General features: G+C 57.4%; 16 protein-coding genes. 9 read left to right on the top strand and 7 right to left on the bottom strand.

The annotated features are described in order from the left end of the window. The first annotated feature begins 73 nt into the window (after positions 1 to 73). A complete protein-coding gene (gene tpx, locus JT31_RS00285; protein ID WP_038472012.1) occupies positions 74 to 580 on the top strand; it encodes a thiol peroxidase in 507 nt (168 codons plus the stop codon). Positions 581 to 632: 52 nt separating this feature from the next. Here the strand turns inward: tpx and tyrR are convergent, their stop codons facing one another. The 7 genes from tyrR to pspA form a co-directional block, all read right to left on the bottom strand. Next, positions 633 to 2,195, bottom strand: coding sequence for a transcriptional regulator TyrR (tyrR, locus tag JT31_RS00280; RefSeq protein ID WP_038472010.1), 1,563 nt, complete (start codon positions 2,193 to 2,195; stop codon positions 633 to 635). A 224-nt stretch (positions 2,196 to 2,419) separates the two neighbouring features. Then, the gene (locus tag JT31_RS00275; RefSeq protein ID WP_038472007.1) at positions 2,420 to 3,487 is read right to left on the bottom strand and encodes a YcjF family protein; all 1,068 of its coding nucleotides are present in this window, start codon (positions 3,485 to 3,487) and stop codon (positions 2,420 to 2,422) included. Then, the gene (locus tag JT31_RS00270) at positions 3,484 to 4,881 is read right to left on the bottom strand and encodes a YcjX family protein (RefSeq protein ID WP_038472004.1); all 1,398 of its coding nucleotides are present in this window, start codon (positions 4,879 to 4,881) and stop codon (positions 3,484 to 3,486) included. Before JT31_RS00270 ends, JT31_RS00275 begins: the two co-directional genes overlap by 4 nt. A 112-nt stretch (positions 4,882 to 4,993) precedes the next feature. Further along, positions 4,994 to 5,224 carry a phage shock protein PspD gene (gene pspD / locus JT31_RS00265; RefSeq protein ID WP_038472001.1) on the bottom strand — a complete coding sequence of 77 codons (231 nt, stop codon included), beginning with the start codon at positions 5,222 to 5,224 and terminating at the stop codon, positions 4,994 to 4,996. Positions 5,225 to 5,365: 141 nt separating this feature from the next. Further along, positions 5,366 to 5,725 (bottom strand): envelope stress response membrane protein PspC, encoded by a 360-nt coding sequence (gene pspC / locus JT31_RS00260; protein WP_038471998.1) that lies wholly within the window; start codon positions 5,723 to 5,725, stop codon positions 5,366 to 5,368. Continuing rightward, positions 5,725 to 5,949 carry an envelope stress response membrane protein PspB gene (gene pspB / locus JT31_RS00255; RefSeq protein WP_038471995.1) on the bottom strand — a complete coding sequence of 75 codons (225 nt, stop codon included), beginning with the start codon at positions 5,947 to 5,949 and terminating at the stop codon, positions 5,725 to 5,727. The genes pspC and pspB overlap by 1 nt, the downstream gene beginning before the upstream one ends. Before the next feature lie 61 nt (positions 5,950 to 6,010). Further along, entirely contained in the window at positions 6,011 to 6,679 is a 669-nt protein-coding gene (gene pspA / locus JT31_RS00250) for a phage shock protein PspA (RefSeq protein ID WP_038471992.1), read from the bottom strand. A 191-nt stretch (positions 6,680 to 6,870) separates the two neighbouring features. Here pspA and pspF point away from each other — a divergent pair, with 191 nt between their 5' ends. The 8 genes from pspF to JT31_RS00210 all read left to right on the top strand — a co-directional run bounded on the left by pspF (position 6,871) and on the right by JT31_RS00210 (position 15,578). Beyond that, positions 6,871 to 7,869, top strand: coding sequence for a phage shock protein operon transcriptional activator (gene pspF / locus JT31_RS00245; RefSeq protein ID WP_038471988.1), 999 nt, complete (start codon positions 6,871 to 6,873; stop codon positions 7,867 to 7,869). A gap of 114 nt (positions 7,870 to 7,983) precedes the next feature. Beyond that, on the top strand, positions 7,984 to 9,621 hold the full coding sequence (gene sapA / locus JT31_RS00240) for an ABC transporter substrate-binding protein SapA (protein ID WP_038471985.1): 1,638 nt from the start codon (positions 7,984 to 7,986) through the stop codon (positions 9,619 to 9,621). Beyond that, positions 9,621 to 10,586: a putrescine export ABC transporter permease SapB gene (sapB, locus tag JT31_RS00235; RefSeq protein WP_038471982.1), complete on the top strand. Its 966-nt coding sequence runs from the start codon at positions 9,621 to 9,623 to the stop codon at positions 10,584 to 10,586. The genes sapA and sapB overlap by 1 nt, the downstream gene beginning before the upstream one ends. Next, entirely contained in the window at positions 10,573 to 11,463 is an 891-nt protein-coding gene (gene sapC / locus JT31_RS00230; RefSeq protein ID WP_038471979.1) for a putrescine export ABC transporter permease SapC, read from the top strand. Before sapB ends, sapC begins: the two co-directional genes overlap by 14 nt. Further along, positions 11,463 to 12,455 carry a putrescine export ABC transporter ATP-binding protein SapD gene (gene sapD, locus JT31_RS00225; protein ID WP_038471976.1) on the top strand — a complete coding sequence of 331 codons (993 nt, stop codon included), beginning with the start codon at positions 11,463 to 11,465 and terminating at the stop codon, positions 12,453 to 12,455. Before sapC ends, sapD begins: the two co-directional genes overlap by 1 nt. After that, positions 12,455 to 13,261 carry a putrescine export ABC transporter ATP-binding protein SapF gene (sapF, locus tag JT31_RS00220; protein ID WP_038471973.1) on the top strand — a complete coding sequence of 269 codons (807 nt, stop codon included), beginning with the start codon at positions 12,455 to 12,457 and terminating at the stop codon, positions 13,259 to 13,261. Before sapD ends, sapF begins: the two co-directional genes overlap by 1 nt. 138 nt (positions 13,262 to 13,399) lie before the next feature. After that, positions 13,400 to 14,191, top strand: coding sequence for an enoyl-ACP reductase FabI (gene fabI, locus JT31_RS00215; protein WP_038471970.1), 792 nt, complete (start codon positions 13,400 to 13,402; stop codon positions 14,189 to 14,191). 211 nt (positions 14,192 to 14,402) lie between these two features. Continuing rightward, positions 14,403 to 15,578: a CMD domain-containing protein gene (locus JT31_RS00210; RefSeq protein WP_038471968.1), complete on the top strand. Its 1,176-nt coding sequence runs from the start codon at positions 14,403 to 14,405 to the stop codon at positions 15,576 to 15,578. Positions 15,579 to 15,654: the final 76 nt, after the last annotated feature.

The raw sequence follows: 15,654 nt of genomic DNA, 5'->3' as shown, positions 1-15,654 counted from the left end.
TTTTTATGTTCATCACGGATTTCCTGGAATACACTGTCCCGGGCGTTAATTTTATGTAAAAGGAAGATTAAACATGTCACAAACCGTTCATTTCCAGGGCAACCCGGTCAAGGTTGCAGGTCAGATCCCACAGACCGGCAGCAAAGCCACTGCATTCACCCTGGTCGCTAAAGATCTTTCTGACGTTGCGCTGAGCCAGTTCGCCGGCAAACGTAAAGTGCTGAATATTTTCCCAAGCATCGATACCGGCGTGTGTGCCGCATCCGTGCGTAAATTTAACCAACTGGCAACCGAGCTGGATAACACCGTTGTGCTGTGTATCTCTGCCGACCTGCCGTTCGCTCAGTCCCGTTTCTGCGGGGCTGAAGGGTTGAACAACGTCGTTACCCTGTCGACCCTGCGTAACCCTGAGTTCCAGCAGGCTTACGGCGTCAGCATTGCCGAAGGCGCGCTGAAAGGCCTGACCGCACGTGCGGTAGTGGTTATCAATGAGAACGATGAAGTGGTGTTCAGCGAGCTGGTGAATGAAATCACCACCGAGCCGGACTACGCTGCGGCACTGGAAGTGCTGAAGGCTTAAGACTCAGGGCCTGTATCAAAAGAAAACCCCGGATCTCCGGGGTTTTTTATTTTTACTCTTCGCTTTTCTTCTGGCTCAGACCGTATTCGCGCAGCTTGTTGGCAATCGCGGTATGGGAAACTCCCAGCCGTTTTGCCAGCTTACGGGTACTTGGATAACTCCGGTAAAGCTGCGTTAATACCGAGCGCTCAAAGCGGCTGGTAATATCATCCAGCGATCCTTCCATCGCTTCTTCCCCCACAGCCAGGCTGGCCGCGTCAAAGTCCGGCAGCAGGATGTCCTGCGGACGAAGCTCGTAGCCTTCCAGCTGGGTTAAAGCACGATAAATAGCGTTTTTGAGCTGGCGAACGTTACCCGGCCAGCCGTAGCGGGTCAGCACGCTGCTTAAATCGTGAGACAGCTTAGGCCGTGGCACGCCCTGTTCGTCGGCAAAGCGCGCCACGAACAGTTCGGTCAGCGGCATGATGTCCTGCGGACGATCGCGCAGCGGCGGCAGGTTAAGGGTCAGCACGTTCAGGCGGTAATAAAGATCCTCGCGGAACTCACCTTTCTGCACCAGCTCCACCAGATTTTTCTGCGTCGCACAAATTACGCGAACGTCGACATGCACCTCATGCTCTTCGCCTACGCGACGGAAAGTCCCGTCGTTCAGGAAGCGCAGCAGCTTGGTTTGCATGCGCGGCGACATTTCGCCGATTTCATCCAGCAGAACCGAGCCGCCGTTAGCCTGCTCGAAGAAGCCTTTTTTGCCTTCGACGGCGTTGGCATAGGCACCGGCGGCATGGCCAAACAGCTCGCTTTCGATAACGTCATCGGGAATAGAACCGCAGTTAAGCGCCAGATAAGGCTTCTGCGCCCGCGGGCTGCTCAGGTGGCAGGCATTCGCCAGAAGATCTTTACCTGTGCCGGTATCACCCACAATCAATAATGGCGCATTCAGCAGCGCCAGTTTGCGGGCCTGCTCAACTACGTGACGCATTTTCTGACTGACGGCAACAATCTGGTCAAAGGCGCTGAAATCGCTGCTGGAGAGGTTTTGCAACTGACGCCCCATGCGCACCGTAGAACGCAGCATAACAACCGCACCAACCAGCAGCGGCTGCTTATCTTCGCCGTCCAGGTGAACCGGGGTGATCTCCAGCAGGAAGTTTTGCCCGTGGATCACCACATGCTCGGTATGCGAGTCGTGCGGTTCGCTCTCCAGCCAGCGGGTGAAGTTAAAACCGCTAATCAGCGTGCCCGCATTATGGTTACGAAGGCGGTCTTCGCTCTGCCCGAACAGCGTGCAGCTTGCCGGGTTAGCCAGCTCAACTTTACTACGCATATCCAGCGACAGCACCGGCTCCGGCAGCGCTTCAAGCAATGCGCTCAACGCACGATGTTCGCGCTCAGAAGGCATCCACGGCACCTTACGCACGTCCGTGACGTCAGGAATGCGGCGGATTTCAGCCATCAGGCTGCTGAAGGATTCAAAATCAAGGGATGAAAAATTAAGGTAAATACGCCCAATCGGATCAATTTCGATACCGCGCAAATCAATGCCGCGCAGCACTAACAGATCGAGCAGTTCACGAGTGAGACCAAGGCGGTCCTGACAAAAGACTTCCAGACGCATGCAGGTGACCTTATTTTACGGTAAACGGCCTATATGACCCTCAGCCAGGCTGAAGGACCTCATAGAGTTGGAAGGATGATAACTCAGTTAGCCGTTAGCAAGAAGATACCTGTCATGAAATGTTGACACTAAAAGGCAAACCACTGGTCAACAAGCGCGAAATTCTTCCGGGGCTGTAAACGACAAAAGGCAGCCGGAGCTGCCCTTTCGTCAATAGCACGGACTCAGCTGGCCGGTTTGTTTTTCCCGGAAGCCAGGGTTTCTTTGAGCTGGACCAGAAGCTGTTTGCGGAAATCGCCCAGCCGGGGTTTGTCACCCTCCAGCCACGGCAGCGGACGGCACAGTTCCATGGCCTTGATCCCCAAACGCGCGGTCAGCAACCCGGCGCCTATGCCCTGCGCGGCACGAGCCGAAAGCCGGGCGGCGATATCCTGCGACATCCAGTCCATACCGACTTCACGCACCAGCTCGCTGGCCCCGGCAAAAGCGATATTCAGCAATACCAGGCGGAACAGGCGAATACGGCTAAAGTAGCCCAGCTCGATGCCGTACAGCGTGGCAATGCGGTTAATCAGGCGCAGGTTTCGCCAGGCGATAAACGCCATGTCCACCAGCGCCAGCGGGCTGACGGCGATCATCAGCGTGGATTCGGCGGCCGAGCGGCTGATTTCACGTCTGGCCTGCGCGTCCAGCATCGGCTGAACCAGCTGGGCGTAGAGCGCCACAACCTCCCGGTCGTTATGGGTTTCGTGAATGGAGGCGTACCAGCGCTGCAGCGCCGGATGGCCTTTATCCAGCCCGGCCTGGCTGGCTAATTTTTCGCAGAACGCTCGCCCTTTCCCGGTTCCGTGGCTGGCAAGCAGCTCGCGGGCCTCGTCGCGCTCCTCTGCGCGCTGGCGTAAACGCCATAAACGCCGCCATTCGCCGGCAATGGAGCCGACGCCGGCCGCAACGATAAGCCCACCGGCTATGCCGCCGCCGAGCGCTATCCAGTCTTGATTAACAAAAGCGTTGTGGGTCCACTGCACGCCCTGCGCGACGACGCTAACGCCAAACAGCGCCAGCCCGGCGGTGACCATTTTACGCCACAGGCTGCGTTTCGGCCTCAGCGCAGCGTCAATAACCGCCTCAGCCTGCCCTTCTTCTTCGGCAAGCGTTTCAGGGCTGGTCACGACCGGCGTAAACTTTTGAGCCTCTGGTTCACTGAACGCATGAGCCGCTTTCCAGTCCTGCTCTTTGTCCGCCTCCAGCGGCTGCGCAAAATCGATGCGCGGTTTAATAGGATCGCTCATCGCAATTTATCTCCAATCAGGAATTCCAGCGCCGCGTCCATTCGAATGTGCGGCAGCGGACGGTCAACGTCCATCACCTGCGGGCGGAATTGTTCAAACTGAAAGCCCTGGTTCTGCCAGAAAGCATTGCCGGGCAGGCGCGAAGGGACTTCACCCGGATAGACCGTCAGCGGTTCACCATCGCTAAGGCGGTTGCCGCGCAGCGCCGGAATTTGCTCGCCCTGAACTTCAACCATGCCGCTCTGCGTGGCCTGAACCGAAGCCAGCCCCATGCAGTCCATAGTGATACCTTCGAAGGCCGCATTTTGCCAGGCGTCCTGCACCAGCTGCTGCAGCAGAGAGACCATGTTGGCATGCTGATCGACAGTAACGTGATCGGCTTTGGTCGCGGCAAACAGCAGCTTATCGATAACCGGTGAAAACAGGCGGCGGAACAGCGTGCGCTGCCCGTAATGGAAGCTTTGCATTAGCTGGGTTAACGCCAGCCGCATGTCGTTAAACGCCTGCGGCCCGCTGTTGAGCGGCTGCAGGCAGTCCACCAGCACGATCTGGCGGTCGAAGCGCAGGAAGTGATTCTTATAGAACCCTTTCACCACTTTTTCACAGTAGTAATCAAAGCGCGCACGCAGCATACCGATGTTGCTGTTTTTATCCGCCTGCGCAAGTTTCGACTCGCCGTAATCGTCGACGTCCGGCCACGGGAAGAACTGCAGGGCCGGAGCTCCGGCCATATCTCCGGGCAGGACAAAACGCCCCGGCTGAATAAAGTGCAGCCCTTCTTTTTTGCAGCGCATCAGGTAGTCGGTCCACGCCTCAGAGATAGCGGCGAGGCGGTTTTCATCCGCGGGTGCAAGAGGATCCAGCCCTTCACAAAGACGACGCCATTGGGCAGACCATTCGGCGCGCTGCCCCTGCAGCAGGCCGGTCATCTGTCGCGACCAGCTGAGGTAATCCTGCGCTAACATGGGCAGGTCGAGCAGCCACTCGCCCGGATAATCCACGATTTCCAGGTACAGCGTTGAAGTGTCTTTGAAGTGGCGCAGCAGCGAGTCGTTGGAACGGTAGCGCAGCGCCAGGCGCATTTCGCTCACGCCGCGAGTCGGCGTCGGCCAGGCCGGAGGCGTGCCGAAAAGCTGCGCCATACCTTCATCATAGGTGAAGCGTTGAATGCCCAGATCACGCTGGGGAACGCGCTTAACGCCCAGCAGTCGCTCTTCGCGCGCGGCGCTAAGCATCGGCAGCCGTGCGCCGGTATGAATACCCAGCAGCTGGTTGACCATCGCGGTGATAAACGCCGTTTTACCGCTGCGGCTCAGCCCGGTCACCGCCAGGCGTAAATGACGATCGACGCCCCGGTTCACCAGGGCGTTAAGTTCGTTTTTGATTCGGTTCATAAGCGTCCTGATTGCCTTCCGTTTCGGGAAATACCTTCATTGATAATATCAAATGGGGCGAAATGCCACGAATCAAAGCGTTATGGCGAGAATTCTTACCGTTGCAGGAGGGTTATTTTGCCATACGGCGGTCGTAACGATCGGAGACGTTACGCAGGATGCGGGTCAGCAACGGCTCCAGCACCACGGCCAGCACCATTTTAAGCGGGCGACGGGCAACGGATTTTATTGCCCACGCGGCAAAACCGGCCGGGCCGAATCGCAGGGCGGCAAGCAGAGCCAGCTTACCGGCGAGTTTCAGGCCTGGTTTGGCTTTCTGACTGACGGTATGGAATGTAGTCATTGTCTCTCCAAAAGTGGTTAATTGCGGTGTGCGGTGGGCATTGAACCTGGGCGCCCTCACCCCGGCCCTCTCCTCCCAGGAGAGGGAGAAAACCTGTTTATCCCCTCGCCCTCAGGGAGAGGGTTAGGGTGAGGGTTGTTTTTAAAGCTGACGGAAACGGCTGCGAAGCGTAAAGGTGTCAGAGGTGATGTAACGTTCCATAGAACGCAAACGTTGTTCACCCGCTGCCAGCTCCGCATCCACCTCGTTCAGCAAATCACGGCTGGTGGGCTGGGCGTTTTTTTCATCTGCGCCTTGGGGCATCGGATCGAGGACAAAGGTCATCACGATGTAGGCCACCAGCACAAAAAACGACAGGCCAAAGAATATCGACAAAATGGCAATCGCGCGGACCAGCTTTACCGGGACATCAAGATACTGAGCAATGCCCGCGCAAACGCCTTTCACCATCCCTTTTTCAGGGATGCGCCACAGCTTACGACCGGAAAATGAATTCACCATTAGTTGTTTCTCCAGTTCGGGTGTTCTGCATCAAGGATCTGTTCCAGAGACTGAATACGCTCCCGCATCTGTCGCGCCTCATCGGTCAACTGGGCGAGGCGCTGCTGTTCACTCTGTGAAAGCTGCTCCCCGTTAGGACGGTTGCTGTAGTGAAGCCACAGCCAAATCGGCGCCACAAACAGCACAAAGATGGTCAGCGGGATAGCAAGAAAAAGCGCGGTCATGTGTACTCCTTACAGGTCAGGCTTGAATCGCGGTACGCCCTGCGCACCGCGGCCTGGATTATTATTGACGATCCTGGTTCATTTTAGCTTTCAGCGCAGCTATCTGGGCGCTGATTTCATCATCGGCTTTCAGTTCGGCAAACTGGGTGTCCAGCGACTTCTGTTTGCCAAACCCGTGGCTTTCCGCCTCGGACTCCATCTGGTCGATGCGGCGTTCGAAAGATTCGAAACGCGCCATGGCTTCGTCCAGTTTACCGCTGTCCAGCTGGCGGCGAACGTCGCGAGAAGAAGACGCAGCCTGGTGACGCAGGGTCAGTGCCTGCTGGCGAGCACGAGTTTCGCTCAGTTTGTTTTCCAGCTCACCAATTTCTTTCTTCATGCGCGCCAGGGTTTCATCCACGTGAACCACTTCATTTTCCAGCGTCACAATCAGGTCGGTCAGCTTCTGTTTTTCAATCAGCGCGGCACGAGCCAGATCTTCTTTTTCTTTACGCAGCGCCAGCTCGGCTTTTTCCTGCCATTCGGCCTGCTGCGCGGTAGCTTGTTCAACGCGGCGGCTCAGCTGTTTCTTCTCGGCCAGCGCGCGAGCTGAAGTGGAGCGAACTTCCACCAGCGTGTCTTCCATTTCCTGAATCATCAGACGCACCAGCTTTTGCGGGTCTTCCGCTTTCTCCAGCAGGGAGTTGATGTTCGCATTCACGATGTCGGCAAAACGAGAAAAAATACCCATTATTCAATCCTCTTAAGTCATTATTTCAGGTGCCTGACTCTCTTCGGGTGCCAGATACTCTGCTCGCAAAAGATATTGCAGCATCCGTGCCAACTTTTTAATTCATTGATTTATCAGCATTCACGTGAATTTGACGTCAATACAAAAACCGCTATAGTGGTTAAATTAACTAACTATTAGGGAATTTAGCCATGTCAGAAAACAAGGATAGCCTGATCGGAGAAGCCAACAGCTTCCTCGAGGTCATGGAACAGGTTTCCCGCCTGGCGCCGCTGAACAAACCCGTGCTGGTTATCGGCGAGCGCGGTACAGGTAAAGAGCTGATAGCCAACCGCCTGCACTTCCTGTCACAGCGCTGGCAAGGGCCTTTTATCTCCCTCAACTGTGCGGCGCTTAACGAAAACCTGCTCGACAGCGAGCTGTTTGGCCATGAAGCGGGCGCATTTACCGGCGCGCAGAAGCGTCATCAGGGGCGTTTCGAACGCGCGGAAGGCGGGACCCTGTTCCTTGATGAGCTGGCCACGGCCCCGATGCTGGTGCAGGAAAAGCTGCTGCGCGTGGTGGAGTACGGCGAACTTGAGCGCGTTGGCGGCAGCCAGCCGCTGCAGGTTAATACCCGGCTGGTTTGCGCCACCAACGCCGATTTGCCGGAGCTGGCCGAACAGGGGAAATTCCGCGCCGACCTGCTCGACAGGCTGGCGTTTGACGTGGTGATGCTGCCGCCCCTGCGCGAACGGCGCTCTGATATCCTGCTGCTAGCGGATCACTTTGCGATTCAAATGTGCCGGGAACTCAATCTACAGCTGTTCCCTGGCTTTACCGATCGCGCCTGCGAGACGCTGCTGAACTATGGCTGGCCGGGCAACATCCGCGAGCTGAAAAACGTGGTCGAACGCTCGGTGTATCGCCACGGTTCGAGCGATGAAGCGCTGGACACTATTATTCTCAATCCCTTTACCCGCCGCCCCGCCCCGCTTTACCCGGCGCAAAAGCAGACCGATGCTGCGCTGCCCGCCCTGCCGCTCGACCTGCGAAACTGGCAAAACGAGCAGGAGAAAAGCCTGCTGGAGCAAAGCCTGAAACAGGCGGTATTTAACCAACGTCGGGCTGCAGAACTGCTGGGCGTGAGTTATCATCAGCTACGTGCGATGCTGAAAAAGCATCAGTTAACCAGCCCAACGCCCGACTGAACGGCGTTTTTTTCATCGTCCTGCGCAGAAAATTGCCGATCGTCACCAGTAATTTTGGGGAGAAGGCAAGAGTGCGATACACTTTGCCTATCACCTGAGATAACTCAAAAACTTATGCGCGGAATGCTCTCCTCCCTGTTACTGGGTTTATGCTGCCTGAGCGGCGCGGCACATGCCGCAGCGCCCGCTGAAAAACCGGCAGATATTCGCCGCAGTGGGTTCGTTTATTGCGTCAACGGGCAGGTCAACACCTTTAACCCACAGATGACCAGCGGCGGCCTGACCGTCGACACGCTGGCGGCACAGCTTTACGACCGCCTGCTGGACGTAGATCCTTATACCTATCGCCTGGTGCCTGAGCTGGCGGAAAGCTGGGAAGTGCTGGATAACGGCGCGACCTATCGTTTCCACCTGCGCCGCAATGTCCAGTTCCAGACCACCGCATGGTTTAAACCCGGCCGCACGCTGAATGCCGATGATGTGGTGTTTACCTTCGAGCGTATTTTCGACCGCAACCACCCGTGGCATAACGTTAACGGCGGCAGCTATCCCTATTTCGACAGCCTCCAGTTCCCGGAAACGGTGAAAAGCGTTCGCAAGCTGGATGACAATACCGTTGAATTCCGCCTCAATAAGCCGGACGCCTCTTTCCTCTGGCACCTGGCTACGCATTACGCCTCGGTGATGTCCGCCGAATATGCCGAGCAGTTGACCAAAGCCGATCGTCAGGAACTGATGGACAGGCAGCCGGTCGGCACCGGCCCGTTCCTGCTGAGCGAATACCGCGCGGGGCAGTACATTCGCCTTGCCCGTAACCAGCACTTCTGGCGCGGCGTGCCGCTGATGCCGCAGGTAGTGGTTGACCTCGGTTCCGGCGGCACGGGGCGACTTTCCAAGCTGCTGACCGGCGAATGCGACGTGCTGGCCTGGCCTGCGGCAAGCCAGTTGACTATCCTGCGTGACGATCCGCGTTTACGCCTGACGCTGCGCCCCGGCATGAACATCGCCTATTTGGCGTTTAACACCAATAAGCCGCCGCTGAATAACCCGGCCGTGCGTCATGCCCTCGCGCTGGCGATCAATAACCAGCGCCTGATGCAGTCTATTTATTACGGCACCGCTGAAACCGCGGCGTCTATTCTGCCCCGCGCTTCCTGGGCCTACGATAACGACGCAAAAATCACCGAGTACAATCCGGCTAAGGCCCGCGAACAGCTGAAAGCGCTGGGCGTGAATAACCTGGAGCTGCGCCTGTGGGTGCCCACCAGCTCTCAGGCCTGGAACCCAAGCCCGCTGAAAACCGCCGAGCTTATTCAGGCCGATATGGCGCAGATTGGCGTGAAGGTGATCATCGTGCCGATGGAAGGCCGCTTCCAGGAAGCGCGCCTGATGGACATGAATCACGACCTGACGCTTGCCGGCTGGGCAACGGACAGTAACGACCCGGACAGTTTCTTCCGCCCGATGCTGAGCTGCGCGGCGATTGGCTCGCAAACCAACTATGCGCGCTGGTGTAACCCGCAGTTCGACAGCGTGCTGCAAAAAGCGCTTTCTTCCCAGCAGCTTTCCGCCCGAATTGAAGCCTATAACGAAGCGCAGGATATTCTCTCTGCCGAGCTGCCGGTGCTGCCGCTGGCCTCTTCGTTAAGGCTACAGGCCTACCGCTATGATATGAAAGGCCTGGTGCTGAGCCCGTTCGGCAACGCCTCGTTTGCGGGCGTGTCCAGGGAAAATGTTGAGGTGAAAAAATAATGATCATCTTTACTTTACGCCGCCTTTTGCTGCTGCTGATCACCCTGCTGTTCCTGGCGGTGGTCGGCTTTAGCCTCAACTATTTCACCCCGCACGCGCCGCTGCAGGGCGCCTCGATGTGGAACGCCTGGGTGTTCTGGTTTGAAAGCCTGCTGCACTGGGACTTTGGCGTGTCCAGCATTAACGGCCAGTCGATCAACGAACAGTTACGCGATGTATTCCCGGCAACCATGGAGCTGTGCATTCTGGCCTTTGGCCTGGCGCTGCTGATTGGCATTCCGGTGGGCATGCTGGCGGGCATTATGCGCAATAAGTGGCAGGATAAGCTGATCAGCGCCCTTGCGCTGGTGGGCTTTTCGATTCCGGTGTTCTGGCTGGCGCTGCTGCTGACGCTGTTCTTCTCGCTGACGCTGGGCTGGTTCCCCGTGTCCGGCCGCTTTGATTTACTTTACGAGGTGAAGTCCGTCACCGGGTTTGCGCTGGTGGATGCGTGGCTCTCTGATTCCCCTTACCGTAGCGAAATGATCGTCAGTGCCCTGCGTCATATGGTGTTGCCGGTAGCCGCGCTCGCCGTCGCCCCGACCACCGAAGTCATTCGCCTGATGCGTATCAGCACCATCGAAGTGTTCGATCAGAACTATGTCAAAGCGGCCGCCACGCGTGGGCTTTCGCGCTTTACCATTTTGCATCGCCACGTGCTGCATAACGCGCTGCCGCCGGTGATCCCACGTCTGGGCCTGCAGTTTTCAACCATGCTGACGCTGGCGATGATCACCGAAGTGGTCTTCAGCTGGCCGGGCCTTGGCCGCTGGCTGATCAACGCCATTCGCCAGCAGGACTATATGGCTATTTCCGCCGGGGTGATGGTCATTGGCTCGCTGGTGATTATCGTTAACGTGATTTCCGATATTTTGGGCGCTATGGCCAACCCACTGAAGCATAAGGAATGGTATGCCTTACGATAGCGTCTACCGCGAAAAGCGGCCGCCAAGCACGCTGCGCCTGACGTGGCGGAAATTTTATGGCGACACCACCGCGATGATTGGTCTCTACGGCTGCGGCGGCCTGGCGATACTGTGCCTGTTTGGCAGCCTTTTTGCCCCTTATCAGATTGATCAGCAGTTCCTGGGCTATCAGCTTCTGCCGCCGTCCTGGTCCCGCTACGGCGAGGTGTCGTTCTTCCTCGGTACCGACGATCTCGGCCGTGACGTGCTGAGCCGTCTGCTGAGCGGCGCTGCACCAACGGTAGGAGGCGCGTTTGTCGTTACCCTTGCGGCGACAGTCTGCGGCATCGTGCTCGGCGTTATCGCCGGCTCAAGCCACGGCCTGCGTTCGGCGGTGCTGAACCATATCCTTGATACGTTGCTTTCTATTCCTTCCCTGCTGCTGGCGATTATTGTTGTGGCTTTTGCCGGCCCGCATCTGAGCCACGCGATGTTTGCCGTCTGGCTGGCGCTGCTGCCCCGCATGGTGCGCTCGGTGTACAGCGCGGTCCACGACGAGCTGGAAAAAGAGTACGTGGTTGCCGCCCGCCTTGACGGCGCCTCTACGCTGAATATTCTGTGGTTTGCCGTCATGCCTAATATCACCGCCACGCTGGTCACCGAAACCACGCGCGCGCTGTCTATGGCTATTCTGGATATTGCCGCGCTGGGCTTTCTCGATCTTGGCGCGCAGCTGCCTTCTCCGGAATGGGGCGCGATGCTGGGCGACGCCCTGGAGCTGATTTACGTTGCGCCGTGGACGGTTATGCTGCCGGGTGCCGCCATCATGATAAGCGTGCTGCTGGTTAACCTGCTTGGCGACGGCCTGCGCCGCGCGATTAATGCGGGGGTGCAATAATGCCGTTACTTGATATCCGCAATCTGACCATCGAATTTATGACGTCTGAAGGCTGGGTAAAGGCCGTCGACCGCATCAGCATGACGCTTGCCGAAGGGGAAATTCGCGGCCTGGTCGGCGAGTCCGGCTCGGGGAAAAGCCTCATCGCCAAGGCTATCTGCGGCGTAACCAAAGATAACTGGCGCGTGACCGCCGACCGCATGCGCTTTGATGATATTGACCTGCTGCGGCTCTCCCCACGCGAACGCCGCCGCCTCGTCGGCCATAACGTGTCGATGATTTTCCAGGAGCCACAGTCTTGCCTGGATCCTTCAGAAAGGATTGGCCGTCAGCTGACCCAGAACATCCCCGGCTGGACCTACAAAGGCCGCTGGTGGCAGCGCTTTGGCTGGCGAAAACGCCGCGCTATCGAACTGCTGCACCGCGTGGGAATTAAAGATCATAAAGACGCCATGAGCAGCTACCCGTACGAGCTGACGGAAGGCGAATGCCAGAAGGTGATGATTGCCATTGCGCTGGCAAACCAGCCGCGCCTGCTGATTGCCGACGAGCCGACTAACGCCATGGAGCCGACGACGCAATCGCAAATCTTCCGCCTGTTGACCCGGCTGAACCAGAATAACAACACCACGATCCTGCTGATTAGCCACGACCTGCAGATGCTGAGCCATTGGGCGGATAAAATTAACGTTATGTACTGCGGGCAAACCGTGGAGAGCGCCACCAGCGAAGAGCTGGTAACCGTGCCTCATCATCCGTATACCCAGGCACTCATCCGCGCTATTCCTGATTTTGGTAGCCCGATGCCGCACAAGAGCCGGTTAAATACCATGCCGGGGGCCATTCCTTTGCTGGAACAGCTGCCAATGGGCTGCCGTCTTGGCCCCCGCTGCCCTTACGCCCAGCGAAAATGCATTGAAGCGCCAAGGCTTGAAGGGGCTAAGAACCACCTGTATGCCTGCCACTTCCCGCTGAATATGGAGAGTCAGTAATGGTCGAAACGCTGCTGGAAGTTCGCAATTTAAGTAAGACGTTTCGCTACCGTACCGGCCTGTTCCGCCGCCAGCACGTCGAGGCGGTCAAGCCGCTTAACTTTACGCTGCGCGAGAAGCAAACGCTCGCCATTATCGGCGAAAACGGGTCGGGTAAGTCTACGCTGGCGAAAATGCTGGCGGGGATGATTGAACCTACCACCGGCGAGCTGATGATTGACGATCACCCTCTTCACTTCGGCGACTACTCCTGGCGCAGCCAGCGGATCCGCATGATATTTCAGGATCCGAGCACCTCGCTGAACCCGCGCCAGCGCATCTCGCAGATTCTGGACTTCCCGCTGCGGCTGAATACCGAGCTTGAGTCTGAGCTGCGCCAGAAACGCATTCTGGAGACGCTGCGTATGGTCGGCCTGTTGCCGGATCACGCCAGCTACTATCCGCATATGCTCGCTCCGGGGCAAAAACAGCGTCTGGGCCTCGCCCGCGCGCTGATTCTGAGGCCGAAGGTGATTATTGCCGACGAAGCGCTGGCCTCGCTGGATATGTCCATGCGCTCACAGCTGATTAACCTGATGCTTGAGCTGCAGGAAAAACAAGGTATCTCTTATATTTACGTGACCCAACACATTGGCATGATGAAGCACATCAGCGACCAGGTGATGGTGATGCACGAAGGCGAAGTGGTGGAGCGCGGCAGTACGGCTGACGTGCTGGCCTCCCCGCTGCATGAACTGACTAAGCGGCTGATTAACAGCCACTTCGGCGAGGCTTTAACCGCTGACGCCTGGCGCAGGGATCGTTAATTCGCACTTTTCCTAACGGAAAAGTGGTCGGATTAACGCTTGCGTGGGAGTCATGTTAGAATCGCCCGGTCTTAACGTCGGCCTGCTTGTTTTTTCACCTGCTGGCCGCAACAACAATGACTATTAAGGATTAAAGCTATGGGTTTTCTTACCGGTAAACGCATTCTGATCACTGGCGTCGCCAGTAAACTCTCCATTGCCTACGGTATCGCACAGGCGATGCATCGCGAAGGCGCCGAGCTGGCTTTCACCTACCAGAACGAAAAGCTGAAAGGCCGTGTGGAAGGTTTTGCTGCAGAGCTGGGCTCAAGCCTCGTGCTGCCATGTGACGTGGCTGAAGATGAGAGCATCGAAGCGCTGTTTACCGAACTGGCGAAAAGCTGGCCGAAATTTGACGGTTTCGTTCACTCCATCGGCTTCGCCCCAGCCGACCAGCTGGATGGCGACTATGTGAACGCCGTGACCCGCGAAGGCTTTAAAATTGCCCACGACATCAGCGCCTACAGCTTCGTGGCAATGGCTAAAGTGTGCCGTGAAATGCTGAACCCTGGCTCCGCCCTGCTGACCCTTTCCTACCTGGGCGCAGAGCGTGCTATCCCTAACTACAACGTTATGGGTCTGGCAAAAGCGTCTCTGGAAGCTAACGTTCGCTACATGGCTAACGCTATGGGCCCAGAAGGCGTGCGCGTAAACGCCATCTCCGCTGGCCCAATCCGTACTCTGGCTGCCTCCGGCATCAAAGATTTCCGTAAAATGCTGGCCCACTGCGAAGCGGTTACCCCAATTCGCCGTACCGTAACCACCGAAGACGTGGGTAACTCCGCAGCCTTCCTGTGTTCCGACCTGTCTGCCGGTATCTCCGGTGAAGTGGTTCACGTTGACGGCGGCTTCAGCATCGCTGCCATGAACGAGCTGGAACTGAAAGACTAATTTCAGCTTCAGAGTGAAGCGGGCTACGGCCCGTTTCGCTATTTCACTCTGTATTTCCCGCCTTTCTCCTAATTAGTTATACCTTTCCGATATTTATTATCACCGATCATTCTTTTGTCACCTCCCGTGCTTGCGCCAGGATAAAACAGCGAACCAGGCCCGGCATCCACGTTGTATCCGGGTCTGCAAACTTTTTGACCAAGGAACGACCATGGAACAACGCCGCTTTTCTGGTAAAAGCCACTGGTATCATGAAACCCAGTCCAGTCTGTGCCCGGCGGATGTGCTGCCTTTAGTTCCCGAAGCGGCGCAGGTTGAAGACCGCTTTCTGCTTGATTTAACGCTCTCTGAAGCGCATCTGATTGTCGAAGCCCCGTGGCTCGATGCAGCCCGAGCCGCTTCCGACGTGCTGCTCCCGGACAGCATCCACGTCACGCGCCTGCATACTCTCAGCAGCTATGACCGCCTGAGCACGGCGCTGACCGTCGCGCAGGTTTACGGCGTACAGCGACTTTGTAACCACTACGCCGCTCGCCTGGCACCACAGCCCGGCCCGGATTCCTCTCGTGAAAGTAACCGCCGCCTGACCCAAATCACCCAGTTTGCCCGCCAGCTTGCCAGCCAGCCGACGCTTATCGACGACGCCGCGCTCGCCCAACTGGAAGAGTGTGGTCTCTCCGTGGACGATATCGTCTCATTTACCCAGATTATCGGCTTTGTTGGCTTCCAGGCGCGCGCCATCGCCGTCTGGCAGGCTCAGCAGGGCCTGCCCGCTCGCTGGTTGCCGGGTATTAACGGGCAGCAGGACGCAGAACCCGAGCTGTTTACGCCGCATTCGGCTAGCTGGCAGCCGGGGCTGGCGCCCGTTGAGATGCGATACGCTCGCCCGGAGCAGCTGGAAGCGTTAAGCATCAGCCAGCCGCTGCGCACGCTGCGCGACATTGCCTGGCTGCTGGCCCATGACGATCGGGCGCTCTCTTATCTCAGTCAGCTAACCCGCCTGTTCTGGCAGGCCACCTCACAGCTGTCTAATGACGCGCTGCTGGTTATTATGCTCACGGCGAGAATTAACGGCAGCGCGGCCTGTTTTAGCGATGCGGTAGCGTCCTGGCAGGGAGATGCTGGCCTGCCGGATGCGATGCGTAACGGCGAGCGCGCGCTTAACGCCTGGAGCCATAACCATCCTCGCGAAAAGGCGATCATCCAGGCCGTGCAGTTAATAACCCGCGCGCCGGACAGATTCAGCGCAGCCCAGCTTCAACCTTTGTATGAGCAGGGTTTTAGCGAACAGGAGGCCCTGAGATTACTGGTCGGTGCCGGGCTTGCAGGCTGGATAAACCGCCTGAAAATTGGTCTGGGAAATACCGCCCCAGCGCTGACTCCGTAAGCCTTTGCGGCAATCATCGCTTGCCGCAAGGAACGGTTTCGCGTAAAACTGTCAGCCGCTCTTTTGGCCACGAAAA

The sequence above is a fragment of the Cedecea neteri genome (assembly GCF_000757825.1).
Classification (GTDB): Bacteria; Pseudomonadota; Gammaproteobacteria; order Enterobacterales; family Enterobacteriaceae; genus Cedecea; species Cedecea selenatireducens.
This window is presented reverse-complemented; position numbering and strand designations above follow the sequence as displayed.